This is a genomic window from Anaerosporobacter faecicola, from assembly GCF_012070565.1.
GTDB classification, from domain to species: Bacteria; Bacillota; Clostridia; order Lachnospirales; family Lachnospiraceae; genus Anaerosporobacter; species Anaerosporobacter faecicola.
Genome location: NZ_JAAQRO010000044.1, coordinates 69,279 through 94,183, shown reverse-complemented (window position 1 = coordinate 94,183; position 24,905 = coordinate 69,279). Strand labels below are relative to the sequence as shown.

20 protein-coding genes are annotated in these 24,905 nt (G+C 35.7%); 14 read left to right on the top strand and 6 right to left on the bottom strand.

Annotated elements, in window-relative coordinates; translation table 11 throughout:
* Nucleotides 1-51 precede the first annotated feature (51 nt).
* Nucleotides 52-294 (bottom strand): hypothetical protein, encoded by a 243-nt coding sequence (locus HBB17_RS18005; protein WP_167958885.1) that lies wholly within the window; start codon nt 292-294, stop codon nt 52-54.
* A gap of 419 nt (nt 295-713) precedes the next feature.
* Here HBB17_RS18005 and HBB17_RS18000 point away from each other — a divergent pair, with 419 nt between their 5' ends.
* Genes HBB17_RS18000 through HBB17_RS17975 form a run of 6 tightly spaced genes read left to right on the top strand, consistent with a single transcriptional unit; the run spans nt 714 to nt 6,443 of the window.
* Complete coding sequence (locus tag HBB17_RS18000; protein ID WP_167958884.1) at nt 714-1,613, top strand: DUF2156 domain-containing protein; 900 nt, start codon at nt 714-716, stop codon at nt 1,611-1,613.
* On the top strand, nt 1,610-2,497 hold the full coding sequence (locus HBB17_RS17995) for a GNAT family N-acetyltransferase (RefSeq protein WP_167958883.1): 888 nt from the start codon (nt 1,610-1,612) through the stop codon (nt 2,495-2,497). The genes HBB17_RS18000 and HBB17_RS17995 overlap by 4 nt, the downstream gene beginning before the upstream one ends.
* Before the next feature lie 59 nt (nt 2,498-2,556).
* Nucleotides 2,557-4,011, top strand: a complete 1,455-nt coding sequence (locus HBB17_RS17990; RefSeq protein WP_167958882.1) for a spore germination protein — start codon at nt 2,557-2,559, stop codon at nt 4,009-4,011.
* Nucleotides 4,012-4,020: 9 nt separating this feature from the next.
* Nucleotides 4,021-5,118 carry a Ger(x)C family spore germination protein gene (locus HBB17_RS17985; RefSeq protein ID WP_167958881.1) on the top strand — a complete coding sequence of 366 codons (1,098 nt, stop codon included), beginning with the start codon at nt 4,021-4,023 and terminating at the stop codon, nt 5,116-5,118.
* A gap of 3 nt (nt 5,119-5,121) precedes the next feature.
* Nucleotides 5,122-5,334: a hypothetical protein gene (locus HBB17_RS17980; RefSeq protein WP_167958880.1), complete on the top strand. Its 213-nt coding sequence runs from the start codon at nt 5,122-5,124 to the stop codon at nt 5,332-5,334.
* Nucleotides 5,331-6,443 (top strand): GerAB/ArcD/ProY family transporter, encoded by a 1,113-nt coding sequence (locus HBB17_RS17975; RefSeq protein WP_167958879.1) that lies wholly within the window; start codon nt 5,331-5,333, stop codon nt 6,441-6,443. The genes HBB17_RS17980 and HBB17_RS17975 overlap by 4 nt, the downstream gene beginning before the upstream one ends.
* Nucleotides 6,444-6,501: 58 nt before the next feature.
* Here HBB17_RS17975 and HBB17_RS17970 read toward each other — a convergent pair whose 3' ends face one another.
* Entirely contained in the window at nt 6,502-6,693 is a 192-nt protein-coding gene (locus HBB17_RS17970; RefSeq protein WP_167958878.1) for a ferredoxin, read from the bottom strand.
* 183 nt (nt 6,694-6,876) lie between these two features.
* On the opposite strand from HBB17_RS17970, the gene HBB17_RS17965 reads away from it, so the two are divergent.
* Nucleotides 6,877-8,061 (top strand): amidohydrolase, encoded by a 1,185-nt coding sequence (locus HBB17_RS17965; protein WP_167958877.1) that lies wholly within the window; start codon nt 6,877-6,879, stop codon nt 8,059-8,061.
* Here HBB17_RS17965 and HBB17_RS17960 read toward each other — a convergent pair.
* A complete protein-coding gene (locus HBB17_RS17960; protein ID WP_167958876.1) occupies nt 8,058-9,122 on the bottom strand; it encodes a DUF4474 domain-containing protein in 1,065 nt (354 codons plus the stop codon). The genes HBB17_RS17965 and HBB17_RS17960 overlap by 4 nt on opposite strands.
* 248 nt (nt 9,123-9,370) lie before the next feature.
* Here HBB17_RS17960 and HBB17_RS17955 point away from each other — a divergent pair, with 248 nt between their 5' ends.
* Nucleotides 9,371-12,256, top strand: a complete 2,886-nt coding sequence (locus HBB17_RS17955; RefSeq protein ID WP_167958875.1) for a sugar-binding domain-containing protein — start codon at nt 9,371-9,373, stop codon at nt 12,254-12,256.
* Nucleotides 12,257-12,307: 51 nt separating this feature from the next.
* Here HBB17_RS17955 and HBB17_RS17950 read toward each other — a convergent pair whose 3' ends face one another.
* Nucleotides 12,308-14,452, bottom strand: a complete 2,145-nt coding sequence (locus HBB17_RS17950) for a serine hydrolase domain-containing protein (protein ID WP_167958874.1) — start codon at nt 14,450-14,452, stop codon at nt 12,308-12,310.
* A 320-nt stretch (nt 14,453-14,772) separates the two neighbouring features.
* On the opposite strand from HBB17_RS17950, the gene HBB17_RS17945 reads away from it, so the two are divergent.
* Nucleotides 14,773-16,500, top strand: coding sequence for a methyl-accepting chemotaxis protein (locus HBB17_RS17945; RefSeq protein ID WP_167958873.1), 1,728 nt, complete (start codon nt 14,773-14,775; stop codon nt 16,498-16,500).
* Nucleotides 16,501-16,710: 210 nt separating this feature from the next.
* A complete protein-coding gene (locus tag HBB17_RS17940) occupies nt 16,711-18,558 on the top strand; it encodes a glycerophosphodiester phosphodiesterase (protein ID WP_167958872.1) in 1,848 nt (615 codons plus the stop codon).
* A gap of 221 nt (nt 18,559-18,779) precedes the next feature.
* Here the strand turns inward: HBB17_RS17940 and HBB17_RS17935 are convergent, their stop codons facing one another.
* Nucleotides 18,780-19,658 carry a YitT family protein gene (locus HBB17_RS17935; protein WP_167958871.1) on the bottom strand — a complete coding sequence of 293 codons (879 nt, stop codon included), beginning with the start codon at nt 19,656-19,658 and terminating at the stop codon, nt 18,780-18,782.
* A gap of 450 nt (nt 19,659-20,108) precedes the next feature.
* Between HBB17_RS17935 and gdhA the strand changes: the two genes are divergently transcribed.
* Nucleotides 20,109-21,443: an NADP-specific glutamate dehydrogenase gene (gene gdhA, locus HBB17_RS17930; RefSeq protein ID WP_167958870.1), complete on the top strand. Its 1,335-nt coding sequence runs from the start codon at nt 20,109-20,111 to the stop codon at nt 21,441-21,443.
* Between the two features lie 194 nt (nt 21,444-21,637).
* On the opposite strand, the gene HBB17_RS17925 is transcribed toward gdhA, so the two are convergent.
* Nucleotides 21,638-21,814: a helix-turn-helix domain-containing protein gene (locus tag HBB17_RS17925; protein WP_167958869.1), complete on the bottom strand. Its 177-nt coding sequence runs from the start codon at nt 21,812-21,814 to the stop codon at nt 21,638-21,640.
* A gap of 651 nt (nt 21,815-22,465) precedes the next feature.
* Between HBB17_RS17925 and HBB17_RS17920 the strand changes: the two genes are divergently transcribed.
* The 3 genes from HBB17_RS17920 to HBB17_RS17910 all read left to right on the top strand — a co-directional run bounded on the left by HBB17_RS17920 (nt 22,466) and on the right by HBB17_RS17910 (nt 24,682).
* Nucleotides 22,466-23,275, top strand: coding sequence for a hypothetical protein (locus HBB17_RS17920; RefSeq protein ID WP_167958868.1), 810 nt, complete (start codon nt 22,466-22,468; stop codon nt 23,273-23,275).
* A 104-nt stretch (nt 23,276-23,379) separates the two neighbouring features.
* Complete coding sequence (locus HBB17_RS17915; RefSeq protein WP_167958867.1) at nt 23,380-23,868, top strand: amidase domain-containing protein; 489 nt, start codon at nt 23,380-23,382, stop codon at nt 23,866-23,868.
* Between the two features lie 256 nt (nt 23,869-24,124).
* On the top strand, nt 24,125-24,682 hold the full coding sequence (locus tag HBB17_RS17910) for a TetR/AcrR family transcriptional regulator (protein WP_167958866.1): 558 nt from the start codon (nt 24,125-24,127) through the stop codon (nt 24,680-24,682).
* Nucleotides 24,683-24,905: the final 223 nt, after the last annotated feature.

Genomic DNA, 24,905 nt, shown 5'->3' with positions numbered 1-24,905 from the left:
TCGAAAGTAATATAGCCAACAGTGGTAAAGAATACCCACTGTTGGCTTATATTATACAAAAAAGTGATTAATTATCGCAATCGCATCTTGAGCAGCCATTCCAATTGCGACCCCAACCCCAATCAGAACAAGAAGATCTGCCACAGCCATTCCAGAATTCATCGTCGCGACCTCTTCCACAACGACCAAAGTCATCGCAGTCAAAATTGCGACCAGAACCACACCGAGAATTTCTATTGCATCCACAGCCAAAAGAACATCCGAAACGGTTACAGGAACCACTACGACGACCACGGCAATTTGTATTATTTAATCCAAAAAAATTACTTTCATCCCAAGAGTTGCATCTGTTACATCTACACATGTTATATTCATTCCTTTATAATTGTTTACATTATATATATATGAAAATAAATGGAAAAGGTGTCATAAAAAATGAATACTTGCAATATCTTGTTTTTTGTGGGGATAAACCATAGAATTACATAAGATGGAATGAAATAAATGAAGAAAAACAAGAAATTGCAATAGAATAGTGTTGACAAAACATATGGATACTACGTATACTATGCATAGATAACTATCAATGTATAAATGAAATAGTAAACGGATATGGAAAAATTATTTTGATAAAAGTGGAAGTTTCATTATAGAATGATTCTACATTAGTTGGGAAATATATTGGATAGATAAAACAAAAGAAGGAGCACATTATGGTCGAATTTAAAAAAATAACCCTTGAGGATCGGGAATGGATTAATAAAAGAATCCAACAAGCACAGATTAGAAGCTGTGATTATTCCTTTGTTAATAATTATATATGGAGACATCCAAATCACATTGAATTTGCTGACGTAAACGGGTTTTATTGTCTGAAAAGCGGTTTAGATAAGCAACTACGTTATACGTACCCATTAGGGGAAGGGGATATTAAACCTGTTATAGAAGCATTGATGCAGGATGCAAAAGAGAGAGAGATTCCATTTCATTTACGTGGAATACCAGAACAAGAAATTGCAAGAATAGAAGAAGCTTTACCTGGTGTATTTACATTTACAGCGCCAAGGGAAGAGAGCGACTACATCTATAAGACAGAGCGACTTACTACTTTATCAGGAAAGAAGTTACATGGGAAGAGAAACCATATTGCTCGATTTAAGGATAATCCAAATTGGGTTTATGAAGACATTACAAAAGAAAACATTGCTGATTGCATGGCGATGAATGAACAGTGGTGTGCAATGTATGGTTGTGATAGTGATGAAAGTTTGCAGTTGGAAGCGTGTGCTGTATCAAGTGCCTTTCGGAATTTCTTCACACTCAATTTAATAGGTGGTTTATTGCGAAGAGATGGGAAGGTAATTGCCTATACCATTGGAGAACCATTAACCAATGATACGATGGTTGTTCATATTGAGAAAGCATTTCCAGACATTCAAGGTGCCTACCCTATGATTAACCAACAATTCGTCTTGAATAATTGTCAAGACTATGAATATGTAAATCGAGAAGAAGATATGGGAGAAGAAGGATTGCGAAAAGCAAAGTTATCCTACTATCCAGATCTATTGTTTGATAAATATACAGCAACCATAAAAGAGGGAAACGAATGATTCAATTTGCAACGAAGGCAATGATTGGACAATTAAAAAAGATATGGAGCATCTGCTTTGGAGATGAAGATTCTTATATTAATTTTTTTTTCCAGGAATATTTTTCGGAACAAACAACCCTTGTTTATCTTGAAGAGGAACAACCAGTTTCCATGCTTACGCTAATGCCTGCGTATGTATGGGAACTTATGGGGAAGAAAAAGAAAAGCTATTATGTGTATGCAGTTGCTACATTACCAGAATATCGTGGAAAACAGTATAGCTCGAAATTACTGGAATATGCAAATAGTTGGTCTGATTTTGCTACTTTTTTAGAACCGGCTACGGAGGAACTCATTTTATTCTATAAAAAAAATGGCTATGAACCATGCCTGTATAAGCAATCTTATCGAATGACAAGGGAAGAGGTTACACGTTCTATCCAAGTACAAGAAGAGTTGCAGGTAGCGCAGGTCTCTAGGAAGCAGAGCTTACAGCTAGTAGCAGATTTGTCAATTCAAGAATTAACAGAACAAGATGCAGCTTGCTATAAACGAATTCGTGACCAGGCATTGGGGCGTCCTGGCTATGTTGAATGGGGAACAGAGCTTCTTGCCTATGCCATAAAAGAAAATGCATTTACTGGGGGTAAGACATATCTTATTGATAACATGTATATTGCAATGGTAAGAGAATATGAGGGAGTTCTTTATGTTCGTGAACACACCATGCCAAGAGAACGCTTATTTGCTTGCATAGAGCAGATTTCAAAATCTCGATCTTGGGATTTTTGTCAAATTACAGAACCATTTTCTTATGAAAAAGAGGACTTACAAAAACAAGTAATCCTGTCTAATTTTAAAATTCCATATAAAGAAGGATATTTTTCCTTAGCATTTGAATAAAAAAACCGTTTTTCTGGCAAAATGAATGAAGAATAATTCATTGGAAAGGAAGAACGGTTTTGCCACAATTAATTGAATCGAAATATCTATCAGATTTATTTGCAAAAAGTGGTGATGTATTAGTTCGTGAGATAAAAACAGCGACATATCAAGTGCCTGTTCACATATTTTGCGTAGATGGTTTGGTGAATGATACCATCTTCGACCAGACGATATTACGTCCCTTTGCAGAAAACGCAACAATAAGAGAAAGTAAAAATCAACAAGAAGTGATGGAAGCCATGCTGTCTGGTATGGCTTATCATGACTTTGCGACAAAAGTAACCGATATGTCTGTGCTCATACAAGGGGTAATGAGTGGTATGGCTGGTGTGATCTTTGATGATCTGCATGTAGCCATTCTTTTTGATGCTCGTGGATTTGATAAACGTTCCATAGCAGAACCATCAGATGAGGGCGTAGTGAAAGGGGCGAAGGATTGTTTTATCGAAGTACTTCGGACCAATACAGCAATGATTCGCAGAAGGATTCGGTCCCGTTATCTTGTAATCGAACAAATGACAGTTGGACGGGTGAATCGTGCAGACATAGCCATTGCTTATCTGAGTAACATTGCTGATCTTGAGAATGTGGAACGCTTGAAGAAAGCCATTAATAAAATTGACATTGACAATACCCCAACTCCTGCTTTTATAGAAGAGTTCATTGTACAAAATAGAAGCAGCATCTTTCCACAGATCATGTATACACAACGACCCGATCGTTGTTCTTCAAACCTAACAGATGGAAGAATTGCCTTGATCATAGATGGAATGCCATTTGTCTATATCTTGCCTTGTCAGTTACCAATGTTAATGCAGTCACCTGAAGATTATGCAGAAAATTGCATTGTTGGAAGCTGTTTACGAACCATTCGTTATTTTGCTTTAATCCTTACGTTATTACTGCCAGGACTCTATATAGCCATAACGACCTTTCAACAAGAGATGTTGCCAGTGGAGTTAGCACTATCCTTGCAGAATGCCAAGCAGAATGTCCCCTTCTCCTCTGCGGTGGAAGTGTTCGGACTTCTTCTATCATTTGAAATTATAATAGAAGCGGGACTTCGATTACCGAAGACGGTAGGACAAGCAATGTCCATCGTTGGTGGACTGGTTGTAGGCCAGGCAGCAGTAGCTGCTAATCTAATCTCTCCTGGCGTTGTAATTGTAATTGCATTTACAGGAATCGCAGGGTTTACCTTACCCAATCAGGATTTGGCGAATGCAGTAAGAGTTCTACGTTTCCTCATTGCCATTGTTGCAACGTTTACAGGGTTCCTTGGAATTATGTTTTCTGTAGCTGTCCTTATACTACATTTGTGTAGTTTGGATAACTATGGCGTGGCATATCTTTCACCGTTCGTGGCTGCAGAATCAAAATCCCACAAGGATACCCTGTTTCGATATCCTGTTCGATTTTTCAAGTATCGCCCAGAAGGAATCGCGAAGAAGAATCATAGAAAGCAGAAGTAGGAGGAAGTTATGAAGAGATATTTATTAATAACCGCCCTTTTACTAATGTGTGGTATGCTTGGCGGTTGCACCCAGGACTTTAACAAGAAAGAAGTCAATGAGATTGATATGATCCGAGTCCTTGGAATTGATTATGAAGAAGAGCAATATGTATTGACTGCACTATATGGAATTGGTGGAGCTGATACGATTAATGAAGGAATAGAGACGATGGAAGCCCGTGGAAATACGTTATTTGAAGCATTCGATCAACTAAAGAAAGATGACAAAAAAGAGGTTACTTTTGCTTACACCAATTACTATCTTTTAGGGGAAGGTGCAGCGAAAAAGGGCATTGAAAATATCGTCAATTACTTGATGAATGATGAAACCATTAAGGTAAATGCTCTTTTATATGTAATTAAGGAAGATCAGGCAAAACTTGTAATGGAAGATGCCAAGGAAGCAGAGATTATGATCCAAGATGATCTAAAGGCACTAGTAGAGAAACAATTGGACCGTATTACACGAAACGAAAATACACTTCTTTGGCTTTTTGAAGAAATTGAAAATGGAAGAGAAAGTACCATTATACCTTATTTGCTATATAAAGAACAGAAATTCACTGTTGGAGGCTATACCGCATTTTTGAAAAATCGGCTCATTGCTTATCTTGATGAGGATACGAGTCTTGGAATTGATCTGATAAAAGGAATCGTAAAAAATTGTAGCATTGCTTTACCAGATGGAACGGGTATCATGATTCATGGTGTAAAGACGGAAGTAAGCCCTAGCCTTCAATCAAATTGTATTCAGGTAAGAGTAAAGCTACAATTTGATAGTGTTTTACGAAGTATTCCTTATGAACAACAAACGGTTGATGAGTCTTTGCGGCAGAAGATAAAAAAAGAACAGACCAAGTATATGCTAGAACTATTAAATCAAACGGTATTGGCAGTACAAACGATTCATGTGGATGCTTTTCGTTTGGGTGAAAAGTTGGAAAAAAATCGAACTATATGGTCAGCTCTTTCAAATCACCAGGATGATTATTTTGAATATACAAAATTTGATTTTACCATTGAATCACGTATAACAAAATCAAATATTTTGGAAGGGTGGAGATAAGGTATGTTGTATGTTTTTGTAATTATTATCATTGCTACGTTAATAACAACGGGGAAAGAGTTATTGGAAGATAAGAAGAAACTCTATCTTTTTTTGGTATTTAGTTTGGCGGCAATCATTCTAGGAATCTTATATACCGGAAATCCTTATGGAAATAGTGTGATGGAGTCCTATGTTGGTGCAGAATCCTGTTTGAAAGGTAAGGTGTGTTTATGAAAAAAGTAATCACATTTCGCCAATTGTTTTATCTGTTTTTGGTTGTGTCAATTACACCCATGTTAACCGTTATTCCCTCTGAACTTGCAGTTGGAAATGGAAGCAGTGCAATTATAAGTATTGGTTTATCTTTAATTGCGATAATTATGTTGGCGGTTTTAGTTGGAATATTCCTTTATGAATGCCCCAACAAGAATTTCTATGAGATTTTAATTGATTTGTTTGGTCGTCCTGTTGCAAAAGGAATTATACTATTCTATGGAATCTGGGCAATGACCTTATTAACTACAAAACTATGGCAGTATACGTGGAATCTACAAAACTCCATTTTAGCAAATACAAGAGTACAATTGTTGTTTATCGTTATGGGACTTTTGGTACTCTATGCATTTCAAAAAGGAATTCGAACCATATTTCGTTTTGCGGAGTTTGTGTTGGTACCAATTCTGATCATTATCCTGATTTATGTTGTCAGTTCTTTTCCTAATGTACGGTTGGATTATGTACTAGAACCAAATCAGATGAGTTTTTCTGAATTATGCATACAGGCAGGTTATGTACTTGCTGTTTCAGGTAATTTATTCTTACTTTTGTTATATGGTGATAATATTAAAGATCATAGTAAGAGTAAGAAGTTGTTTGCTCGATTTTTAGGGGCTACGGTACTTGCTTTTATCCTTGTTGTTTTATTGGTTACGATCGTGACCTTTGGATTAGTGGGAAGTCATGCAGCTGGTTCCCTAGCTACTCCATTTTATATTGCAATGAAAGGAATCTCGGTATTGAATGTTGTGGAACATTTTGAACCAATTTTGATCGTATTGATGTTTTTATCCGACTTTCTTGGTATCTGTCTCTATGCAAGTGTTTCCTTACGTTGTGTGAAATGGCTATGTTCTCTTAGAAAGATTCGATTTTTGTATGTACCGTTTGGAGTATTCATCTATTATCTGTCTTTGACTTTATGTCGTTCCCAGTTTGATGTGGAGTATCTGTATCATGTTGTGATCGTAAAGTGGAACTTAATCATGGAATTTGTTATTCCATTCGTTATATTAATTGTCTATTATGGAAAAAGGAAAATTCCACTTCGAGATGTAACCAATTAATCGTAATAAAAAGCAATCTTCAGTTCCGCTTTATTATGTGGACTGAAGATTGCTTTTTTTATTCCTCTATTGATATTACGCTGACAGGGCAACTGTCACGAGCTTCCTGTGCTGCTTCGATGCATTCTTCTGGGATATCATCTGGAATCGCTTGGGATACATCATTATCATTGAAAGAAAATACTTCTGGACATACACTCACGCATACGCCACAACTAATGCAGCCATCTTGATCGACGGTAGCTTTCATAGAATCGCCTCCTTGCTATTATGTTAATTGGCTTTTACATACCAATACGTTTGTAGTATTACCATTTTTTTTATATTCATTCTTCATATAGGTGTGGAAGTAGGCTGGAAGTGACACATTCTACATGGAAAAGAATATTACATCAAAGCAAGGAAATACTACTCATAGGAAGGAGCAATGATTATGTTATTGATTAAAAATGGAAAGATATTTACGATGGCTGGATTAACCTTAGAGAATGGGTGTATCTTGATCGAAGATGGTAAGATAAAAGATATTGGGAAAGCAATCAAGTTCGAAGATGATGGAGAGTTAGAAGTTATCGATGCAAAAGGAAACTGGGTATTGCCAGGCATCATAGAAGCACATTGCCATATAGGAATTACAGAAATGAAAAAGGGGTTTGAAGGAGATGATTGCAATGAAGTATCAAATCCAATCACACCACATCTTCGTGCGCTAGATGCCATCAATCCCATGGATGCTGCATTTGCAGAAGCGGTTCATGCTGGTATCACGGCAGTTATGGTAGGACCGGGAAGCTCTAATGTTGTTGGTGGACAATTTCTAGTAATGAAGACATATGGAAGAGTTATCGATGATACAATTGTGAAAGATCCTGCTGCAATGAAGATTGCTTTTGGAGAAAATCCGAAGACAAATTATAGCGGGCAAGGGAAATCACCACAAACGAGAATGGCAATTGCAGCTATGCTTCGAGAAGAATTGACGAAAGCAAAGCAATATATACAGAAAAAGAAAAAAGCAGAAGAGGATGACGAGGAATTCGAAGAAAATTTTCGATATGAATGTTGGATACCAGTATTTGAAAAAAAGATTCCAATGAAAGCGCATGTTCATCGAACGGATGATATCATGACTGCTATTCGGATTGCAAAAGAATTCGATCTTGACCTTACACTGGATCATTGCAGTGAAGGACATCTAATTGCAAAAGAGATTGTTAAATCAGGTTTTCCAGCAATCGTTGGCCCGGATTTGGCATCTAGAAATAAGATTGAAGTACAAAATTGTGCATTTAAAACAGTGGGAATTTTAAACCGAGAAGGTGTTTTGGCTGCCATAACTACTGATCACCCTGTTACGTTGATTCAGTCCTTACCAATCTGTGCAGGTCTTGCAGTTCGATTTGGTCTTGATTTTGAAGAAGGACTTAAGGCAATCACCATCAATGCCGCCAAGATCTGTCGAGTAGAGGATCGAATTGGCAGCATTGAGATTGGTAAAGATGCGGATATTGCCATTTTTAATGGAAATCCACTGGAGGTATTTACAAGAACGTTATATACCATTATTAATGGAGAAGTAGTTTATGATGCCCAAAGAGATGAAAATCCGAATTATTAAGGAGTTTGCGTAAGATCAGTACTAGTATTATTTGTAGGATTTTTCAACTTTTTTTGATATTCTGTTAGTTGCATGTAATCTTCAAACATTTCTTCCGGTGTGCCTATTTTAATGATTTCTTGATACATCTCAGGGAAATAATTCTTTAGATAGGAAAGTTTCCCGAAGGTATCACAATAGTCCTGTGTGATATACGAATAAGCAGTAATATAAGAAAAATTGTTCTTTTGCATTATATACGTAGTTAGAATGTTACGTGTTAAAGGTTGGGGAGATCTTGGTGTGTCAAAGATAAAGTACAAAGTATTTTGCCTTACTGTGATCTCTTCAGCTGTATAACCTAATGTAAGCAATGCCTTATAGCAGGCGTGGCACATGGACTGGAAAGGAAAGGTGATTCGAATGTGCATAGTCAATGCCTCGGGTTCGGAAAAACTGCCTAATCGAAAACTGTTCAAACACCAAGTACTTCCTTTGTTTGTTAGGAAGACATCTTTTTCTCGCATGATGGAATAGGAAAGCAAAAGTTCCTCATCATCGGTATTCGAATCATAGAATGTACCATGAAAATATCCTGGAATAAAAAGTGAGGGGGACTTTGTTTGATAGACACTGATCTCTCCACCACAGGATAGACCATACTGCCCCTTTTGTAGCTGTATAAGCCAATGTTTATCGTTGTAATCGAAATAAATCGTCTCCAAATCAATAATGATACCCATTGGAGCAGCACATTCATCATAGAGTCGACAAGCACCATATTCTCGACGTTTACAATTCTTAATGGTTGTAAAATAATCGTATTTTTCGTTGTAGAGAAATCCTTTGTTCAATAAATCCTCTGGTAATCCTTTGCGAATGGTATTGAGATCAATAGTAGGTAATTCCTTTTCTTTGGAATCACTTGCTGTAAGGGATTCTTTTATGGGAGTAATGGAATATTTCCGTGCTTTATTTGCTAAGTACTGTATGAGTAACAGGATTAGAAGGCAACCAATTGTAATGATTAGATTAAGGACGAGAATCTTATTATTTAGTAGGGAAGCGTAAAGTATATACATAAGAACACTCCTATTCATTCCGTCTACTAGTATCTTATTCGGGAAGGGAAGTCAGTGTTATTACTTTTTGTGAAAATGCAAGATTCCTTTTGTTATATTGATTCTATTAGGTTGTATTACTAGGAATATCTAATAAATACATGACGTACATCTAGTTTCCATAGTATCATATCCAAGAGAGGTTTGTTATAATGAACTTAAAATTTTGCGGGTTCATCAGGCGTATACGAAACTATCGGAGGGATAACATGATAAAAGAATACGATTTAAGCGGTGTCTGGGCATTTGCTTTAGATGCAGAGAAAAAAGGAATAGAAGACTCTTTTTTTCAAAAAAAATTAGCAGATACGATTACTCTACCTTCTACAACTGCGATGAGCAAAAAAGGAGAGGTGAATACCAAGAAGGAGGAAGGATGTCTAACTGTTGTTAATCCATTTGAAGGTTATGCGTGGTTTCGTAAAGAGATAACCATACAACCAGAGGATCTGGGGAAAAAATTGATCTTGTTCTTAGAAAGAACTCGATTAACGAAAGTCTGGGTTGACGGAATATATGTAGGGGAAGGGGACAGTTTAACTACTCCACATTATTACGATCTATCCAAGTACGTTACAAAAGAAAACTTTGCATTGACAGTTATGGTAAGTAATACGGATTATCCTACGAAAGGTGGTCATCTTACTTCTCCAGATACACAGACAAATTGGAATGGTATTACTGGAAGAATGGAATTACAGGTGTTCCAAGAAATCTACATTCATAAAGTGCAAACTTTTTCAGATATTGATAAAAAAGCCTTTCAGATTCGCATGTTGATAGAAAATGAAACAAAGAATACTCTTCAAACAAAATATGAGATTTTGGCAGAGGAACGATATCTTACAGAGGAGAATAAGATAAAGAAGGGGTCTCACCATGTGTTACATAGTTATGCAGTTACAGTACAACCGGGTGAAAATAAAGTAACGCTTGAATTTTCATTAGGAGAGGAAGCAAAATTATGGAGCGAATTCAATCCTACTTGTTATGAGATAACAATAAAAAATCTTGAGAATGGTGAAACAAAGAAAATTTTAACGGGTCTACGTATATTTGGTACGGATGGTTATCATTTTACAATCAATGGAGAAAAGACCTTTCTTCGAGGAAAACATGATGGTTTAATCTTCCCACTTACAGGAGCTGCGCCTACTACGGTTGAGGAATGGATTCGTGTTTTACGTATTTCACAGAGTTATGGCATCAATCATTATCGTTTTCATACATGCTGTCCACCAGAAGCAGCATTCACAGCAGCAGATCTTTTGGGAATGTATTTCCAACCAGAGTTACCATTCTGGGGAACATTAACCGATGAATCGTATGAGAATCATAATGAGATAGAACAACAGTATCTCATTCATGAAGGGGATCGAATGCTTGACCAGTATGGAAATCATGCATCTTATGTTATGATGTCTTTAGGAAATGAACTATGGGGTAGTAAGGAAAAGATGGGTGAAATCCTTCGTAGATATAAAGCAAAAGATCCAAGACCACTGTATACCCAAGGTTCAAACAACTTCCAGCATGCGCCTGTAATCCTTCCAGAAGATGATTTCTTTTCTGGTGTACGTTTTAGTAAAACCCGTTTGTTTCGGGGTTCATATGGTATGTGTGATGCACCATTGGGACATGTGCAAACAACAATGCCCGGTACGTACAAAGATTATGATGATGTGATCTTACCTAAGCAAGTTGAAGGTAACAAGGAAATATCGGAAAAGAAGACCATTGAGATTCAATATGGTACTGGTACGAAAACGGTGGAAATGGAGGAAGAGAGTGAAGAATTGATTTCACAGATTCCAGTCATTTCTCATGAAATTGGTCAATATGCAATGTACCCAAATTTTGAAGAAAGAAAGAAATATACAGGTGTTGTACGAGCAGAGAATTTTACTATATTTAAAGAACGTTTAGAAGAAAAGGGACTAGGAGATTTGGCTGGGAAGTACTTTGAAGCAACAGGAAAGTTTGCGGTTGCCTGTTATAAGGAAGAATTAGAAGCAGCTTTTGCTACCCATAATTTGGCTGGATTTCAGTTACTTGATCTGCAAGATTTCTCAGGGCAGGGAACGGCACTTGTGGGAATCTTAGATGCATTTATGGATTCCAAAGGAATGGTTACAACGAAAGAATGGAGAAGTTTCTGTAATGATGAGGTTTTACTAGCTCGAATTCCTACCTATATATATAAGGCTACAGAAGAAGTATGTGCAGAGATTGCGATTAGTTACTATAAGAATACGACGTTCCAAGGAAAAGCGGTGGAATGGGAATTGCTTGCAAATCAACAAGTTGTAACAAAAGGTACGCTTGCAATTAATGTTAAAGTAGAAGGCGTTACGAAACTTGGTACGATTACGATGCATATGCCAATGGTGAGACATGTCCAAAAGATGCAGTTACATCTCTATGTGGAACATACAAATTTGGATAAGAGTTATGATCTGTGGTGTTATCCTATCCAAGAGAATCCATTGGTTCATAGGGAAGACCTGCTTACGGATTCTTGTATTACCTGTGGAGATAAAAAGGTTTGGATTACAAGAAATTATGAACGAATGTCTTCTTTATTAGAAGAAGGGGCCAATGTATTGTATCTTCCAGAAAAAGTTGTAAAGAGTATTGAAGGATTTTATTGTGCAGACTTTTGGTGCTATCCAATGTTTCGTTCCATCTCCCAGTGGATGAAGAAACCAGAACCAATTGGAACAATGGGATTGCTTAATGAACAGAAACATAAAGCATTAGAGATGTTCCCTTGTGAATTATATTCAACACCACAATGGTATCATATTATCAGTCACGCAGATCTGGCAATTCTAGATGATACGGCACATGATTATCGTCCAATTGTTCAAATGATTGATAACATTGAACGAAATCATAAACTGGGATTATTATTTGAAGCAAATGTAAACAAGGGTAAGGTTATGATCTGTACAAGTAGACTGTATGAAATATTTGAACATATAGAAGTACAGCAATTTACAGAGAGTCTTTTGCACTATATGTTCTCAGAACAATTTATACCAGATAAAGAATTAACCCAAGACGAACTTTATTCTATTTTCTTTTCTGAATAAGTAAAAACAACCTTTGAATGGCAATCAAAGGTTGTTTTTTTATATGCTATCTTATTTATAATTTACTTGGAATGTTACGCCTGCATCTCCGGCAAATACGATAGATCCACCTTCTGGTAAAGTAACGGTTTGATTTGCTGAAATTGTTGAAAGGAATACTAACATTCCTTGGCTGTCATATACGGCATATCCAGCATGATCTGGAATGGTAACTTTGATCTTCTTATCAGCAAGGGAAGAAGGAATCTTATACCAAGTTGCATAACCTGTATCGGCAATGGTTACTTTGAAGGATTTCTTTGAAGAGAGATTCTTAACAGCATCTGCAGATACATATAGAGCAGAATTTACCTTCATATATTCTGTATTATTTTCTCTGTACATCTTAATGTCAGTAAGATCACGACCATAATTCATTGGAATCTCTAAACGTTGTTCAAGTGTATCTTCATTCACCATTGTAAAATTAATAAAATATCCTTCTTTTAACGTATCATAGTAGAAAGTCTGGCTTAATTCAGAAAGATAAAGTTGTGAAGTGTACTTTTCGCTGAGCGCATAATATTTCTTTCCATCACGGTTTTTCCATGCATTCTTAACACTATCGGATACCGGGTTATCCTCTAATTTCTGTGCATAAAGAATATCTTGAGCAATTGCAGGAAAACCAGGAATAGAAGCAATCGTCTTAAGATTTAGGTATGTCTTCTGGTTGGAAAGTTTTTTGAAGGTCATTTCCGTTGTACCAGTTGCATCTTTGAATATTCCATTACCAACGTAGAAGAATTCAGTTCCTGAAGTAGTATCTTCACTATAGCACATCTTGAAAGAATTAGAATCCGTGAAAATGATGTTGAATGCTTCTTGAACGTTTGCATAGTAACCGCTGTAATTTTTATATGATTCTGGCATAGTAACGGTTACAGGTTTTGTTGCTTCTGGTTCTTCAATTAGTTCTGTTATTACATTATTCTCTTGTAAGCAATTCATTAATATAGAATTACACATTAGTTGATCAAGAGAACTAGAGCCACTAGAAGATAATACTGCTACGCCGAGATCATACTCTGGAATCATTACAACATTACCATGATATGTGTATGTATCGCCACCTTTTGATAGTGCTTGAATACCATATTTATTGAATGGGTAAAGCTTAATACTGTCCCATCCAAGACCATAATTCAATACATTATCCCCATCATTACCCCATAATCCACGGAGATATTCAGGTTGTTCCATTGCAGTTACAGATTCTTCACTAAGAACATCGTTCTTTGTCATAAAGATATCAAGAAAATGACAAAGGTCTTCTGCTGTTGAGTAGAGACCACCAGCACCAATAAAATTGGAGTAATCAGCAGGTAATGCATCTACATCATAGTAGGTTTTCGCCATTTGCTGTCTAGAGAATCCACTTTGTGGCGTTTTCGTATTCGTAAGTCCAATTGGTTTACTGATATGCTCATAGATATAGTCGGTAAAGGTAGATTTACTAACACGTTCAATTAATAATTCGGCTAAAGTAAAACCATCGTTAGAATAGACACTAAAACTACCTGGATCAGCTTTTAATCGTTGGGTACTTAAATATTCAAGAATATGATCTGTATTCGTACTATCTGGATCATAGAAAAGTAAAGTATTGTTGATTAGATTTCCCATTAATCCAGAAGAGTGATTGATTAGCATACGTACTGTAATTTGTTTGTAACGTTCATCTGCCATTTTGAAATCTGGAATGTAGTTTACGACAGGTGCATCTAGTTCAAGAACGCCATCCTCCACAAGTTGTAGGATTGCTACTGTGGTGAAAATTTTGCTGATTGAACCAATTCCATAGATGGAGTCTTTGGTTGGAGCTTTCTTTTTTTCTCTATTAGCGTAACCACTATGCCCAGATACCACAATTTCACCATTGTGGATTAATGCATACTGTACACTTGTATTACCATAAAGAGAGGTGAGTTGTTTGGCTTTTGCTGCAGCGGATTTTGCGGTAGCCTCAAAATCCCAAGTTGATTGACGATCCTCCGACTGTGCAGTAGCTTCAATTGCAAGTGTACCGTCTGTTGTTTGTTTTGCCTGTGCCAGAAAACTTGGTGAGATGCTTAAGACACAAACTAAAGACAAAGATAATGTTCTCTTTGCCAGATTACGTAACCCCTTTGTTTGAAACATAATCTTATGATTCATATGTATTGTACTCCTTTCAGCCATACATGATTCAGAATGAATCGAATGGACTTTCAATATAGATGGGCGACCAAGCATTAATAAATGCAGGACGAACCTTATAGGTATTATATCATAAACTATGGTAAATATGATTTCTTAATGAAATATTAATATGAAATTAATAAAAAAGAGTAGAATTCTTTCTAAATATACTTTACCATAACGTAGAGCATTAAAAATTTGGTGTAAATGGTAAATATATACTAGAAAATACACATAAAAGTTTGTATAATGCTTATGACAGCACAGCTTACTATTTGAAGGGAGAAAATAATATTATGAGTGGAAAGAAAAAACGGGTTAAACTAAGTGTAATTTTAACACTAATGGTTGCGATTCCATCTATAATAACGGGAATTGTATCAGTGAATATCATGGTTGGATTGATTACCAATTATTCAGAAGATCAGGTAAAGAAAGAATTACATGCAACAGGAATTGCAGGATTACAAGCATATGATTTTGCAGATGCTGGAGACTATGTGGAATTGGCAGATGGTAAAGTAAGCAAAGGTACTTTATTAGTCTCAGAAAATTATGATATGATGGATTCATTCAAGAAGAATACGGGACTTGAAGCGACTTTCTTTTATGGAAATGAAAGAGTATCTACGACACTGAGTGATGAAGCTGGAAATCGGCTAATTGGAACTAGCGCAGATCAGAAAATCGTTGATCAGGTAATAGGAAAAGGGGAAGACTATTACTCATCAAATGTAATAATAAATGAGAAACGTTATTGTGGTTATTATTTGCCTGTAAAACAAACAAGTACGGGTGAAACAATAGGTATGTATTTTGTTGGTAAAAATTATGAGGATGTAATGAATGAACTTGATAAGGAAGCAGATGACAGAAAACTTATTCCAATAATAATTGTTATTGTAGTCTGTACAGGTGTTACAATTATTTTTGCATTCTATATCACCAATCGAATTAAACAATGTGTAAGAGCATTAAACCGAATTGCAAATGGAAAATTGACCCATGTCACTGCAGAAAAGTTACAAAATGATGTAACAGAGATCGGTGAACTTGGACGAGCAACAGAACAATTACGGAATTCTCTTCAAGAAATTATTCATGGAATTAAGAAAACAGACCAAGTTATATCCGCTTCCATCGCACAATCCGAACAGAATGCAAATGCAATCTCAGATGTAACAAAGGATGTTGAACATGCAATGGATCAAATCGCAGAAGGAAGTTCTTCTCAAGCAAAGAGTACAGAAGATGCTGCGATGGCAGTCAGTCATATGGGTGATTTAGTGGAAGCGAATACGAAACAAACAGAGATATTGCTAAAGAATAGCAGAACCATGGATCAAGTACAGAAAGAGGTTGTTGTATCACTTGAAAATCTTCAACATGTGAATGAAAAATCGAAAGAAGCGATTCGTGAAATTAATAAGCAGACCAATCAGACGAATCAATCCGTTCAGGAAATCAAGAAAGCTGCGAATTTTATTACTGATATTGCGGAAGAGACAAACCTTCTCTCACTGAATGCAACCATTGAAGCGGCAAGAGCAGGAGAACACGGAAAAGGATTTGCCGTTGTAGCGGCACAGATTCAGAAGTTGGCAGAACAATCCAATGAATCAGCAAAACAAATTACAGAAGTCATTAGTCATTTGATTATGGATTCAGAAAAGTCATTGGAATCAATGAATGAAGTCACAAAGGTCATGGAGGAACAAAGCAGTAATGTGGAAAGTACGAAAAATATGTTCCGTGGAGTAGTTTCTTCTATTAAAGAGAATGACCAATTAAGTGAAGCAATCCATCAGAGTATGGAGCAAATGAATACATATAGAAACACGATTATAGAGTTAGTATCGAATCTATCCGCATTGTCACAGGAGAATGCAGCAAGTACGGAAGAAACAGCAAGTGCTTGTGAAAATCTAAAAGAAATTGCGAGAGAATCCTTAGAAGAGATGAAGAAGATGCAAGAAATGTCTGATGAATTAACAGGGCAGATTCGCACTTTTCAGCTTTCGTGATTGTTTCATGAAATCGTACTAGGAATATAAGGTTTGTATCAAACGTGGAATGCTTGATAGGAAAACTTTACAACACCACCTCTTCTACAAATGAATTTTGTTTGTGGAAGAGGTTTTATTTCGAGAATGATTGTGGTAAAATATATCAAGTGTGCATAGGAAGTATAAGTCCTATGATTAAATGGAGTAATGAAGATGCAAATATTGAAGATGAATTGGAAAGATCGGATTCGGGAGTTTTCCCCTATTGGAATCATGAAAGCCGCAATCCGCTTAATAAAACTAAATAGTAAGAGTTTGTTATTCTTTACGTTCCTATATAAGATCGTGATGATTTTTATCATGCTTCCATTACTAAGTTTATGTTTTAACTTTGTATTAAGTAAATCAGGATATAGTTATATCACAGCAGAAAATATGTTGTCTGTCATTAAGAATCCACTAACTACTGTATTTGTTTTGTTGTTATTGTTATTGTTTGTTTTGTTCTCTACTGTAGAAGTTGGAGCTTTAATCGCGTGTTTTCAGTCAAGTAGGGAAGAAAAGAAGATAACTGCAAGACATATGTTAGTATCGGGAATTGTTAACACCGTTCATCTGTTTACATTAAAGAAAGCAACTTACTTATTGTATGCCTTATTTATGGTGCCAACTGCAAATTGTTTGCTGATTGCCCTTTGCGTTAAATTTGCCAGTATACCAAGTTATATTGTTGCAACGCTCTATAAATTGAAGTATTTTCGACCAATTGCGATACTACTGATTGGTATTTTGTTTTTGGTAACGATTCTACTCATATTTGTTTCTCATTTTTGCATTGGGGAACATAAAGGGATGAAACCATCCATACGCAACAGTCTACGTTTATTGAAGAAACGGAAGTTGCGTACCGTGTGGTATTTGGTTATATGGAATGCACTGGTTTTTGGATCTTTATTTTTAATATACCTACTTATTATGGCAATCGTTGCCATCGGCGTTGTTTTATTTGTAAAAAACTCCTTGGTTTTAGCAATGTTTTTATCAATCTTAGGGAAGATTAATATGTTGTTCCTACTGTTACTTGCCATATTCGGTTTAGCTGTGAATCTTGCCATGATTTCGGCTATGTATTATCGTTACAAGAAGGAAAATGGGGAAGATGTTCGCATTAGAAGTTTAAGGACGAAAGAGGATAAGGAGAAAAATAAAACCAAACGTTTTATTGGAGCTGTGATTTCCATTGTATTGGTTGTAAATATATTTTATTTCTATAATTTATTCTATAACGGTATGTTTGGAGTAGAAGATGCCCTATCACCAATTAAGATTACATCGCATCGTGGGAATTCCATATCTGCACCAGAGAATACGCTGGAATCTATTGAGAGTGCAGTGTCAGAGTTAGCAGATTATGCAGAAATTGATGTACAGGAAACAAAAGATGGGGAAGTAATTCTTCTACATGATTCAAGTTTGAAACGAACCACTGGAGTAAACAAATACATCTGGGAACTTACGTATGAGGAATTACAACAACTAGATGCAGGCAGCTGGTTTTCAGAGGAGTTTGTTGGTGTTAGAATTCCAACGTTAGAAGAGATTCTTCAGTATTGCAAAGGAAAAATCAATCTGAATATTGAGTTAAAACTAAATGGTCATAGCCAAGACCTAGAGACAAAAGTTGTCAATCTAATTGAACAATATGGATTTGAGAGACAATGTGTATTAACTTCAGCAAATTATGAAAGCTTAGTCAATGTTAAGAAGTTAAATCCAGATTTGAAGACAGGCTACATCATGTCCGTGGTTGTAGGTAATTTTTATGATAAAGAATACATTGATTTCTTTAGTATGAAATCTAGTTTTGTAACACAAAGAGTGGTAAAAGAAGCACATAGTCGTGGTAAAGAAATTCATGCGTGGACGGTCAATACGAAGAATGAGATGTTTCGATTAAAGAATATGGGTGTGGATAATATCATCACAGATAAACCAGTCAAAGCGCGAGAAGTTTTATATAGCAAAGTTGCAAACCTAACGATCCAAGGATTAATCAAACGTGTTGTAAATCAATAAGGGGAGCGTGATAAATGTCTATAGGATTATCCTGTCGGATTCATTCATAATCGTTAATGAAGACATTTGTCGGACTGCTTATAAAGATAATAGTACAAGAGAAAAATATGAATTTTATACGAATCAACAGAGCGTGTTATAATACTGATATAAAATGAGACTTTATATAGAAAGGAAAAAATAGCAGGTCACTTAATAAAATTAAGTAGCCTGCTATTTTTCTAAAGTTTTTTAATGAAGTGACCATCAATGGAAGTGTTTTCACTTAAGATTGTAAAGGCATGAGGGTCAAATTCATGCACCAATTTCTTTAATGTGGATACTTCGTATTTGGAAACGGCGGTGACCAAGACATAGGTTGATTCATTGGTATATGCCCCGCTACCAGACCAATAGGTAACACCACGATTTAGGTTCGTCATAATCTCTTGCTGTAAGCCTTCCATTTTGGTGAAGATCATCACACTGACCATGATGTTCTGGTAATGAACACGGTCGATAACTAACGAAGAAAATGTGGCATAGATAACAGAATAGATAAATACATGAATATCAAATAAAATAGCGCAAATACTATATACTACAAAGTTTACGGTCATGGAAACTCGTCCGACTTTGAAATTGGTATATTTCTTAGAAAGGTAAACGCCTACAATATCATGTCCTCCAGTTGAACCACCTGCTCGCAAAGCAAGACCGATACCGTAACCAGAAGCAATTCCACCAATCAAGCAAGCAGCTAATGTATCATCGATGATTGGTACCTCTGGTGAAGGAATCAACGTAAGAAACGTAGTTTGGGATATTACAGCAATCAAAGTCTTTATAAAAAAACTTTTACCTACGCCTTTGTAAGCAAGAAAGAGGAGCGGGACATTAATAATAAAGTAGATGATACCAGCTAGATCAATCTTCTTCAGAACGCTAATATGGGCATAATCAATCAGTACTGTACGAATGATCTGAGAAAGACCAACAGAACCACCGTTGTATAGACCCAATGGGACAATAAGCAGTTTTACTGCTATTGCGAAAATGCAAGTACCGGCAAATGCCTGAAAATACTTGAAGAGTTTGGAATGTGTAAGTGTTTGACTCATGAAAGCCTCCGTTAAGTGTACTTGAACAGGATTCTACCTGTTTTATTCGAATTGCATAAGAACTTTATTTAAATGAGCAATACAAAAAAAGACAAATTAATACGTTCTATATGCATGACTTATTATACCACTCAATGTAAGAAACTTGAATAGTATAATTGGAGGTTTTTTTAGATATAAATGATTGTTATAGAAAGTACGCACCCTCACTTAATTTTCTTAAGACTTACTCCATTTCATAGAAAAATAGGTTGTAATTCTTAAATATGCATTATATAATAAAAAAGCAATTAAACTTAGGGACAAGGTACATAGGATTAGGGCCCTGTGTATGGACAGTAAAAAATTTTTATCATAACCGCTTTAATAAAGTGATGTGATAAAACATCTTACTGCAAACGAGTTACCTTTGTATAATACATGAAAGATTATGAAAAAGGAGAATGAAGAATGGGTTACGTTGATGAAGTTATCGAATCAGTTATTGCTAAAAATCCAAGCCAACCAGAATTCCATCAAGCAGTGAAAGAGGTATTAGAATCTCTTAGACCTGTTATTGAAGAAAATGAAGAAAAATATCGTAAAGATGCGATTCTAGAAAGAATCGTAGAACCAGACCGTCAATTAATGTTCCGTGTTCCTTGGGTTGATGATAAGGGTCAAGTACAAGTAAACAGAGGTTTCCGTGTACAATTCAACAATGCAATTGGACCATACAAGGGTGGTTTACGTTTACACCCATCTGTAAATCTTGGTATTATTAAATTCTTAGGATTTGAACAAATCTTTAAGAACTCACTTACTGGACTTCCTATTGGTGGTGGTAAAGGTGGTTCTGATTTCGATCCTAAAGGAAAATCAGATAGAGAGATTATGGCATTCTGCCAAAGCTTTATGACTGAATTGTGCAAGTACATAGGAGCAGATACAGATGTTCCTGCAGGAGATATCGGTACTGGCGCAAGAGAAATCGGTTATATGTTCGGCCAATATAAGAGAATCAGAGGATTATATGAAGGTGTTCTTACTGGTAAAGGATTATCATATGGTGGATCTTTAGCAAGAACAGAAGCTACTGGATATGGTCTTTTATACTTAACAGAAGAAATGTTAAAATGCAATGGTATGGATATCAAAGGAAAAGTTGTTGCTATCTCAGGTTCTGGTAATGTTGCAACATATGCTTGTCAAAAAGCACAACAATTAGGTGCAAAAGTTGTTACAGTAAGTGATTCAACTGGTTGGGTTTATGATCCAGAAGGAATCGATGTGGCTGCACTAAAAGAAATTAAAGAAGTAAAACGTGCTAGACTTACAGAATACAAAAACTACAGACCAAACGCAGAATACCATGAAGGACGTGGTGTATGGACTGTTAAATGTGATATCGCACTTCCATGTGCTACACAAAATGAATTGTTACTTGAAGATGCAAAAGCTTTAGTTGCAAATGGTTGTAAAGCTGTAGCGGAAGGTGCTAACATGCCTACAACATTAGAAGCAACAGAATACTTACAAGCAAACAATGTTTTATTTGCTCCAGGTAAGGCTGCTAATGCAGGTGGTGTTGCTACTTCTGCACTTGAAATGTCACAAAACAGCGAAAGATTAAGCTGGACATTTGAAGAAGTTGATGCAAAATTACAAACAATCATGGTTAACATTTTCCACAATCTTGATGATGCTGCAAAACGTTACAACAAAGCAGGCAACTACGTAGTAGGTGCTAACATCGCTGGATTTGAAAAAGTTGTAGATGCTATGACTGCTCAAGGCGTTTGCTAATTAATAAAGATGATCCCGTAAGTATTGTGCTTACGGGATTTTTTATTGTCTGAATATTCACATCACGGAAGATAATAGAGGTTAAAATAAAGTTATTGGTTACAAGTAGTATACAAGAAGGTTACACGTGGGCTACAAGAATAATCAAGGTATAATAAAACAAGTCCCCAGTTTTTGTACCTGGGGATTGTTTTTTACCTACATAATTGATCTAATGTAACGCCTAAGGCATCTGTAAGCTTAATAGCTGTAGAAACCTTGCATTCATTTTTTCGTTCAATATCCTCAATAGTGCGTTGAGGTACATCACTTAATTCTGAAAGAGCTTTAAGGGTTAGATTTTTTTCTTTTCTTACTTGTTTTAGATTCATTTTCGTACACTCCTATAAATAGTTAGTATTACATCAATAGCAAGCAAAGCTAGTAAAATAATATCTAAAATACCAAGGTTTGAAAAGTTAACTAGCTTAAGAACAATAAACACGATTAGTAGAGTTGTAAGATTATTACTAAAATCTTTCATAGTTACGAATGCTATGATATAATAAAGATACCTTTTTAAGGTAGGGGAATTTTCATTCCCCTTTTGGATACTTACTTTTATCTTTGTTATGTGGGTCAATCAGTTTCGACGCTATCTGAACCTAACTAGATAATAGTAAGTATCTTTGTTGTATCATCTAACATTCTTTCCACCTCCTTTCTAAATACATTATACCACGTTATAACGTGTGAGCCAACATAAAAGAGGAATAATAGAAATAAATAACAGTTAAATACATATATAAAATCCCTAAAGATGATCCCGTAAGCATTGTGCTTACGGGATTTTTATAGATGTTTGAGGGATGATGTTTGAGGACGGAGGACGAGAAGAATTCGACTCAAACGACAAAAAATAGAAAAATATCATAAAAAATGTAAAATATACTTGAATGGGACAAAAGTACCATATATAATATAATACATACAGTAATTGCATGTTAATTATTGTAATAATATAGGGAAAAGGAGTCGTTTACATGAAAAAAATTTGGAACAAAAAAGTAGTATCATGTCTATTGGTTATGGTATTAGTCATTGGAGGAGTTTTTGGAATTACTGGAACCAAGGCATCCGCAGCATCAAAGAAGAAGCAGACAATAAGTGTGGAAGAAAACTATTACGTTAAGACGATTGGGGATAAGTCATTTAACTTAAATGCAAAAGCAAAGACAACATTAACGTACAAGTCAAGTGACCGTAATGTTGTAACGGTGTCGAAGAAAGGAAAAGTTACATTAAAAAATGCTGGAGAAGCAACCATTACCATTAAGGCAGCCAGCAGTAAGAAATACAAGAGTGCTACAGTTAAAGTGGATATTTATATTAAGAGTAAAGGCTCCACGAAGAACATGGTAGCGATCAAATTGAATGATGGTACGATCATCAATGCAGGAGATGATACCGTAATTCCATTATCCAAACTAAAAGAGTCTTCTTTTGAAATTGTAAATAGGGAAAAAGGAATGTCTTATGAGTATGCTAGTCTCGTTTCTGTTAATGAGTATTTTGTTTCAGAAGATCCACAACCAAACTGGGCATACGAAGGTATTGCGTTAGATCGAACCAATAAAAAGCTGGTTGAATCCTGGGAGAATAGATATGATTCATATTTTCATGTTGTAGATGTTGAAAAACCAATTGATTTGAACTGGGAATTCTTCGAATATGCATTTGGTGAATATGAGGAATACAACGATATTTGCATCTTTTTGCAGGAAGTAAACGCAGATGGAACCGAAGGCAACTATTACTACGAAAATAATTTCAAGATTGATCGTACGAAGTAACAAAAAGGTAGTGTAGAAAAAGGAAAAAGAATTACATAAAATATATAATTGATAGGCAATAAAAATAGGTTTTTTAATATAATAAAAAGAAAAGAGTTTTTTATATGTTAAAAGAAATTGGCTATCATCGGGAAGCAACATTACTTTATGCAAAACGTTGGGCTTTAAGTAGAAATCCTCATTATTTTGATTTTGAACATTTAGGAGGAGACTGTACGAACTTTGCCTCCCAGTGTATCTATGCAGGAAGTAATGTTATGAATTACACACCTACTATGGGTTGGTATTATAACAGCATTCGAGACCGTACTCCAAGTTGGACAGGAGTACAGTATCTCTATAACTTCTTAGTAAAGAATAAATCAGTTGGACCATATGCGGTTGAGACGGATCAGGAGCATATTCAACCAGGGGATATTGTACAGTTGGGAAATAGTCAGGAGTATTACCATAGCCCTGTAATTGTTGCTATAGAAGGTGGACGCATATATTTGGCAGCACATACGATTGATGCGTATATGCGTCCTTTAGATACTTACGTCTATGAACGTGCACGTTTTCTTCACATAGAAGGTGTTCGCAAGTGGCAATAGTATGAAAATAGATATTTAGGGTCTAATGATTGTTTTCTAGACGAATTTATTAATCGCGTAAAAAACTCCCATCTTCTCTTAAGAAAGTAAGAGAAGAAAGGGAGTTTTTCTGCGGTGAGTTTGCTATTCTCTAAATCCTGTTTCACACCAACCAACAGGTCTCTTTTTATAGAACTTGCTATTCATTGGATTTTATGTTAATGTAAAACTTATAAAAATATAGAAGTTTTGTATATATCACTTAGGAGGGATTGGCATGGATTTGCTCGACAGAATATTTTACGGAGCCATGGAAGAGTTAAGGGATTATGGAACAAAATTCACGATGGATTCATTGGCAGCAAGGTTGGGTATAAGTAAGCGTACGCTTTATGAGAATGTTCCATCAAAGCATGCTGTGATTGAATTAGTGATCGACCAAACATTTGCGGATATTAAAGAGCAGCAGAGAGCTGTATTGGAAAATAAGAGATTAACTACTTTAGAAAAACTAAAGAAGATGTTTACGATCATACCTCAATTTTCTGAAAATATAGATTATCGTCGTGTTACGGAATTAAAGAAGGGATATATGGATCTATATCAAAAGATTGAAACTGAATTGGAAAGTGATTGGGAACCTGCACTGGATCTTCTGAATAAGGGGATGGAAGAGGGTGTGATTAAGAAAAAAAACCTTACGTTATTACGTATATTACTAACAGATATATTTGAAAAATTAATTGATGGCAATATGCTGATTAAGAATGGAATAACGTATGATGTTGCTATGAATGAATTGATCTCGATCATATTCGAAGGGATTGCCAATTAACACATAAAAAAAACAAGTGCGGATTTGTTGGGCAATTTCCCGCAAGGTTATGGCAATCATCTGAATTGTGTATAATTTCTATGTGTGACGTATACGGAAAGAAAGTTATAATGAGAAAAATAATGAAAAGTAGTAAAATCTTATAAAATAAAATTTATATATATGGAAAATAGTCGCTGATGCTTGTGCATAATGTACAAAATATACAGGGACTATTTTTCTT

What these genes read in the sequence shown, in the direction of transcription:
- HBB17_RS18000 (WP_167958884.1), top strand. Translation starts at nt 714, where the DNA reads ATGGTCGAATTTAAAAAAATAACCCTTGAGGATCGGGAATGGATTAAT.
- HBB17_RS17995 (WP_167958883.1), top strand. Translation starts at nt 1,610, where the DNA reads ATGATTCAATTTGCAACGAAGGCAATGATTGGACAATTAAAAAAGATA.
- HBB17_RS17985 (WP_167958881.1), top strand. Translation starts at nt 4,021, where the DNA reads ATGAAGAGATATTTATTAATAACCGCCCTTTTACTAATGTGTGGTATG.
- HBB17_RS17980 (WP_167958880.1), top strand. Translation starts at nt 5,122, where the DNA reads ATGTTGTATGTTTTTGTAATTATTATCATTGCTACGTTAATAACAACG.
- HBB17_RS17975 (WP_167958879.1), top strand. Translation starts at nt 5,331, where the DNA reads ATGAAAAAAGTAATCACATTTCGCCAATTGTTTTATCTGTTTTTGGTT.
- HBB17_RS17970 (WP_167958878.1), bottom strand. Translation starts at nt 6,693, where the DNA reads ATGAAAGCTACCGTCGATCAAGATGGCTGCATTAGTTGTGGCGTATGC.
- HBB17_RS17965 (WP_167958877.1), top strand. Translation starts at nt 6,877, where the DNA reads ATGTTATTGATTAAAAATGGAAAGATATTTACGATGGCTGGATTAACC.
- HBB17_RS17960 (WP_167958876.1), bottom strand. Translation starts at nt 9,122, where the DNA reads ATGTATATACTTTACGCTTCCCTACTAAATAATAAGATTCTCGTCCTT.
- HBB17_RS17955 (WP_167958875.1), top strand. Translation starts at nt 9,371, where the DNA reads ATGATAAAAGAATACGATTTAAGCGGTGTCTGGGCATTTGCTTTAGAT.
- HBB17_RS17950 (WP_167958874.1), bottom strand. Translation starts at nt 14,452, where the DNA reads ATGAATCATAAGATTATGTTTCAAACAAAGGGGTTACGTAATCTGGCA.
- HBB17_RS17945 (WP_167958873.1), top strand. Translation starts at nt 14,773, where the DNA reads ATGAGTGGAAAGAAAAAACGGGTTAAACTAAGTGTAATTTTAACACTA.
- HBB17_RS17940 (WP_167958872.1), top strand. Translation starts at nt 16,711, where the DNA reads ATGAATTGGAAAGATCGGATTCGGGAGTTTTCCCCTATTGGAATCATG.
- HBB17_RS17935 (WP_167958871.1), bottom strand. Translation starts at nt 19,658, where the DNA reads ATGAGTCAAACACTTACACATTCCAAACTCTTCAAGTATTTTCAGGCA.
- gdhA (WP_167958870.1), top strand. Translation starts at nt 20,109, where the DNA reads ATGGGTTACGTTGATGAAGTTATCGAATCAGTTATTGCTAAAAATCCA.
- HBB17_RS17925 (WP_167958869.1), bottom strand. Translation starts at nt 21,814, where the DNA reads ATGAATCTAAAACAAGTAAGAAAAGAAAAAAATCTAACCCTTAAAGCT.
- HBB17_RS17920 (WP_167958868.1), top strand. Translation starts at nt 22,466, where the DNA reads ATGAAAAAAATTTGGAACAAAAAAGTAGTATCATGTCTATTGGTTATG.
- HBB17_RS17915 (WP_167958867.1), top strand. Translation starts at nt 23,380, where the DNA reads ATGTTAAAAGAAATTGGCTATCATCGGGAAGCAACATTACTTTATGCA.
- HBB17_RS17910 (WP_167958866.1), top strand. Translation starts at nt 24,125, where the DNA reads ATGGATTTGCTCGACAGAATATTTTACGGAGCCATGGAAGAGTTAAGG.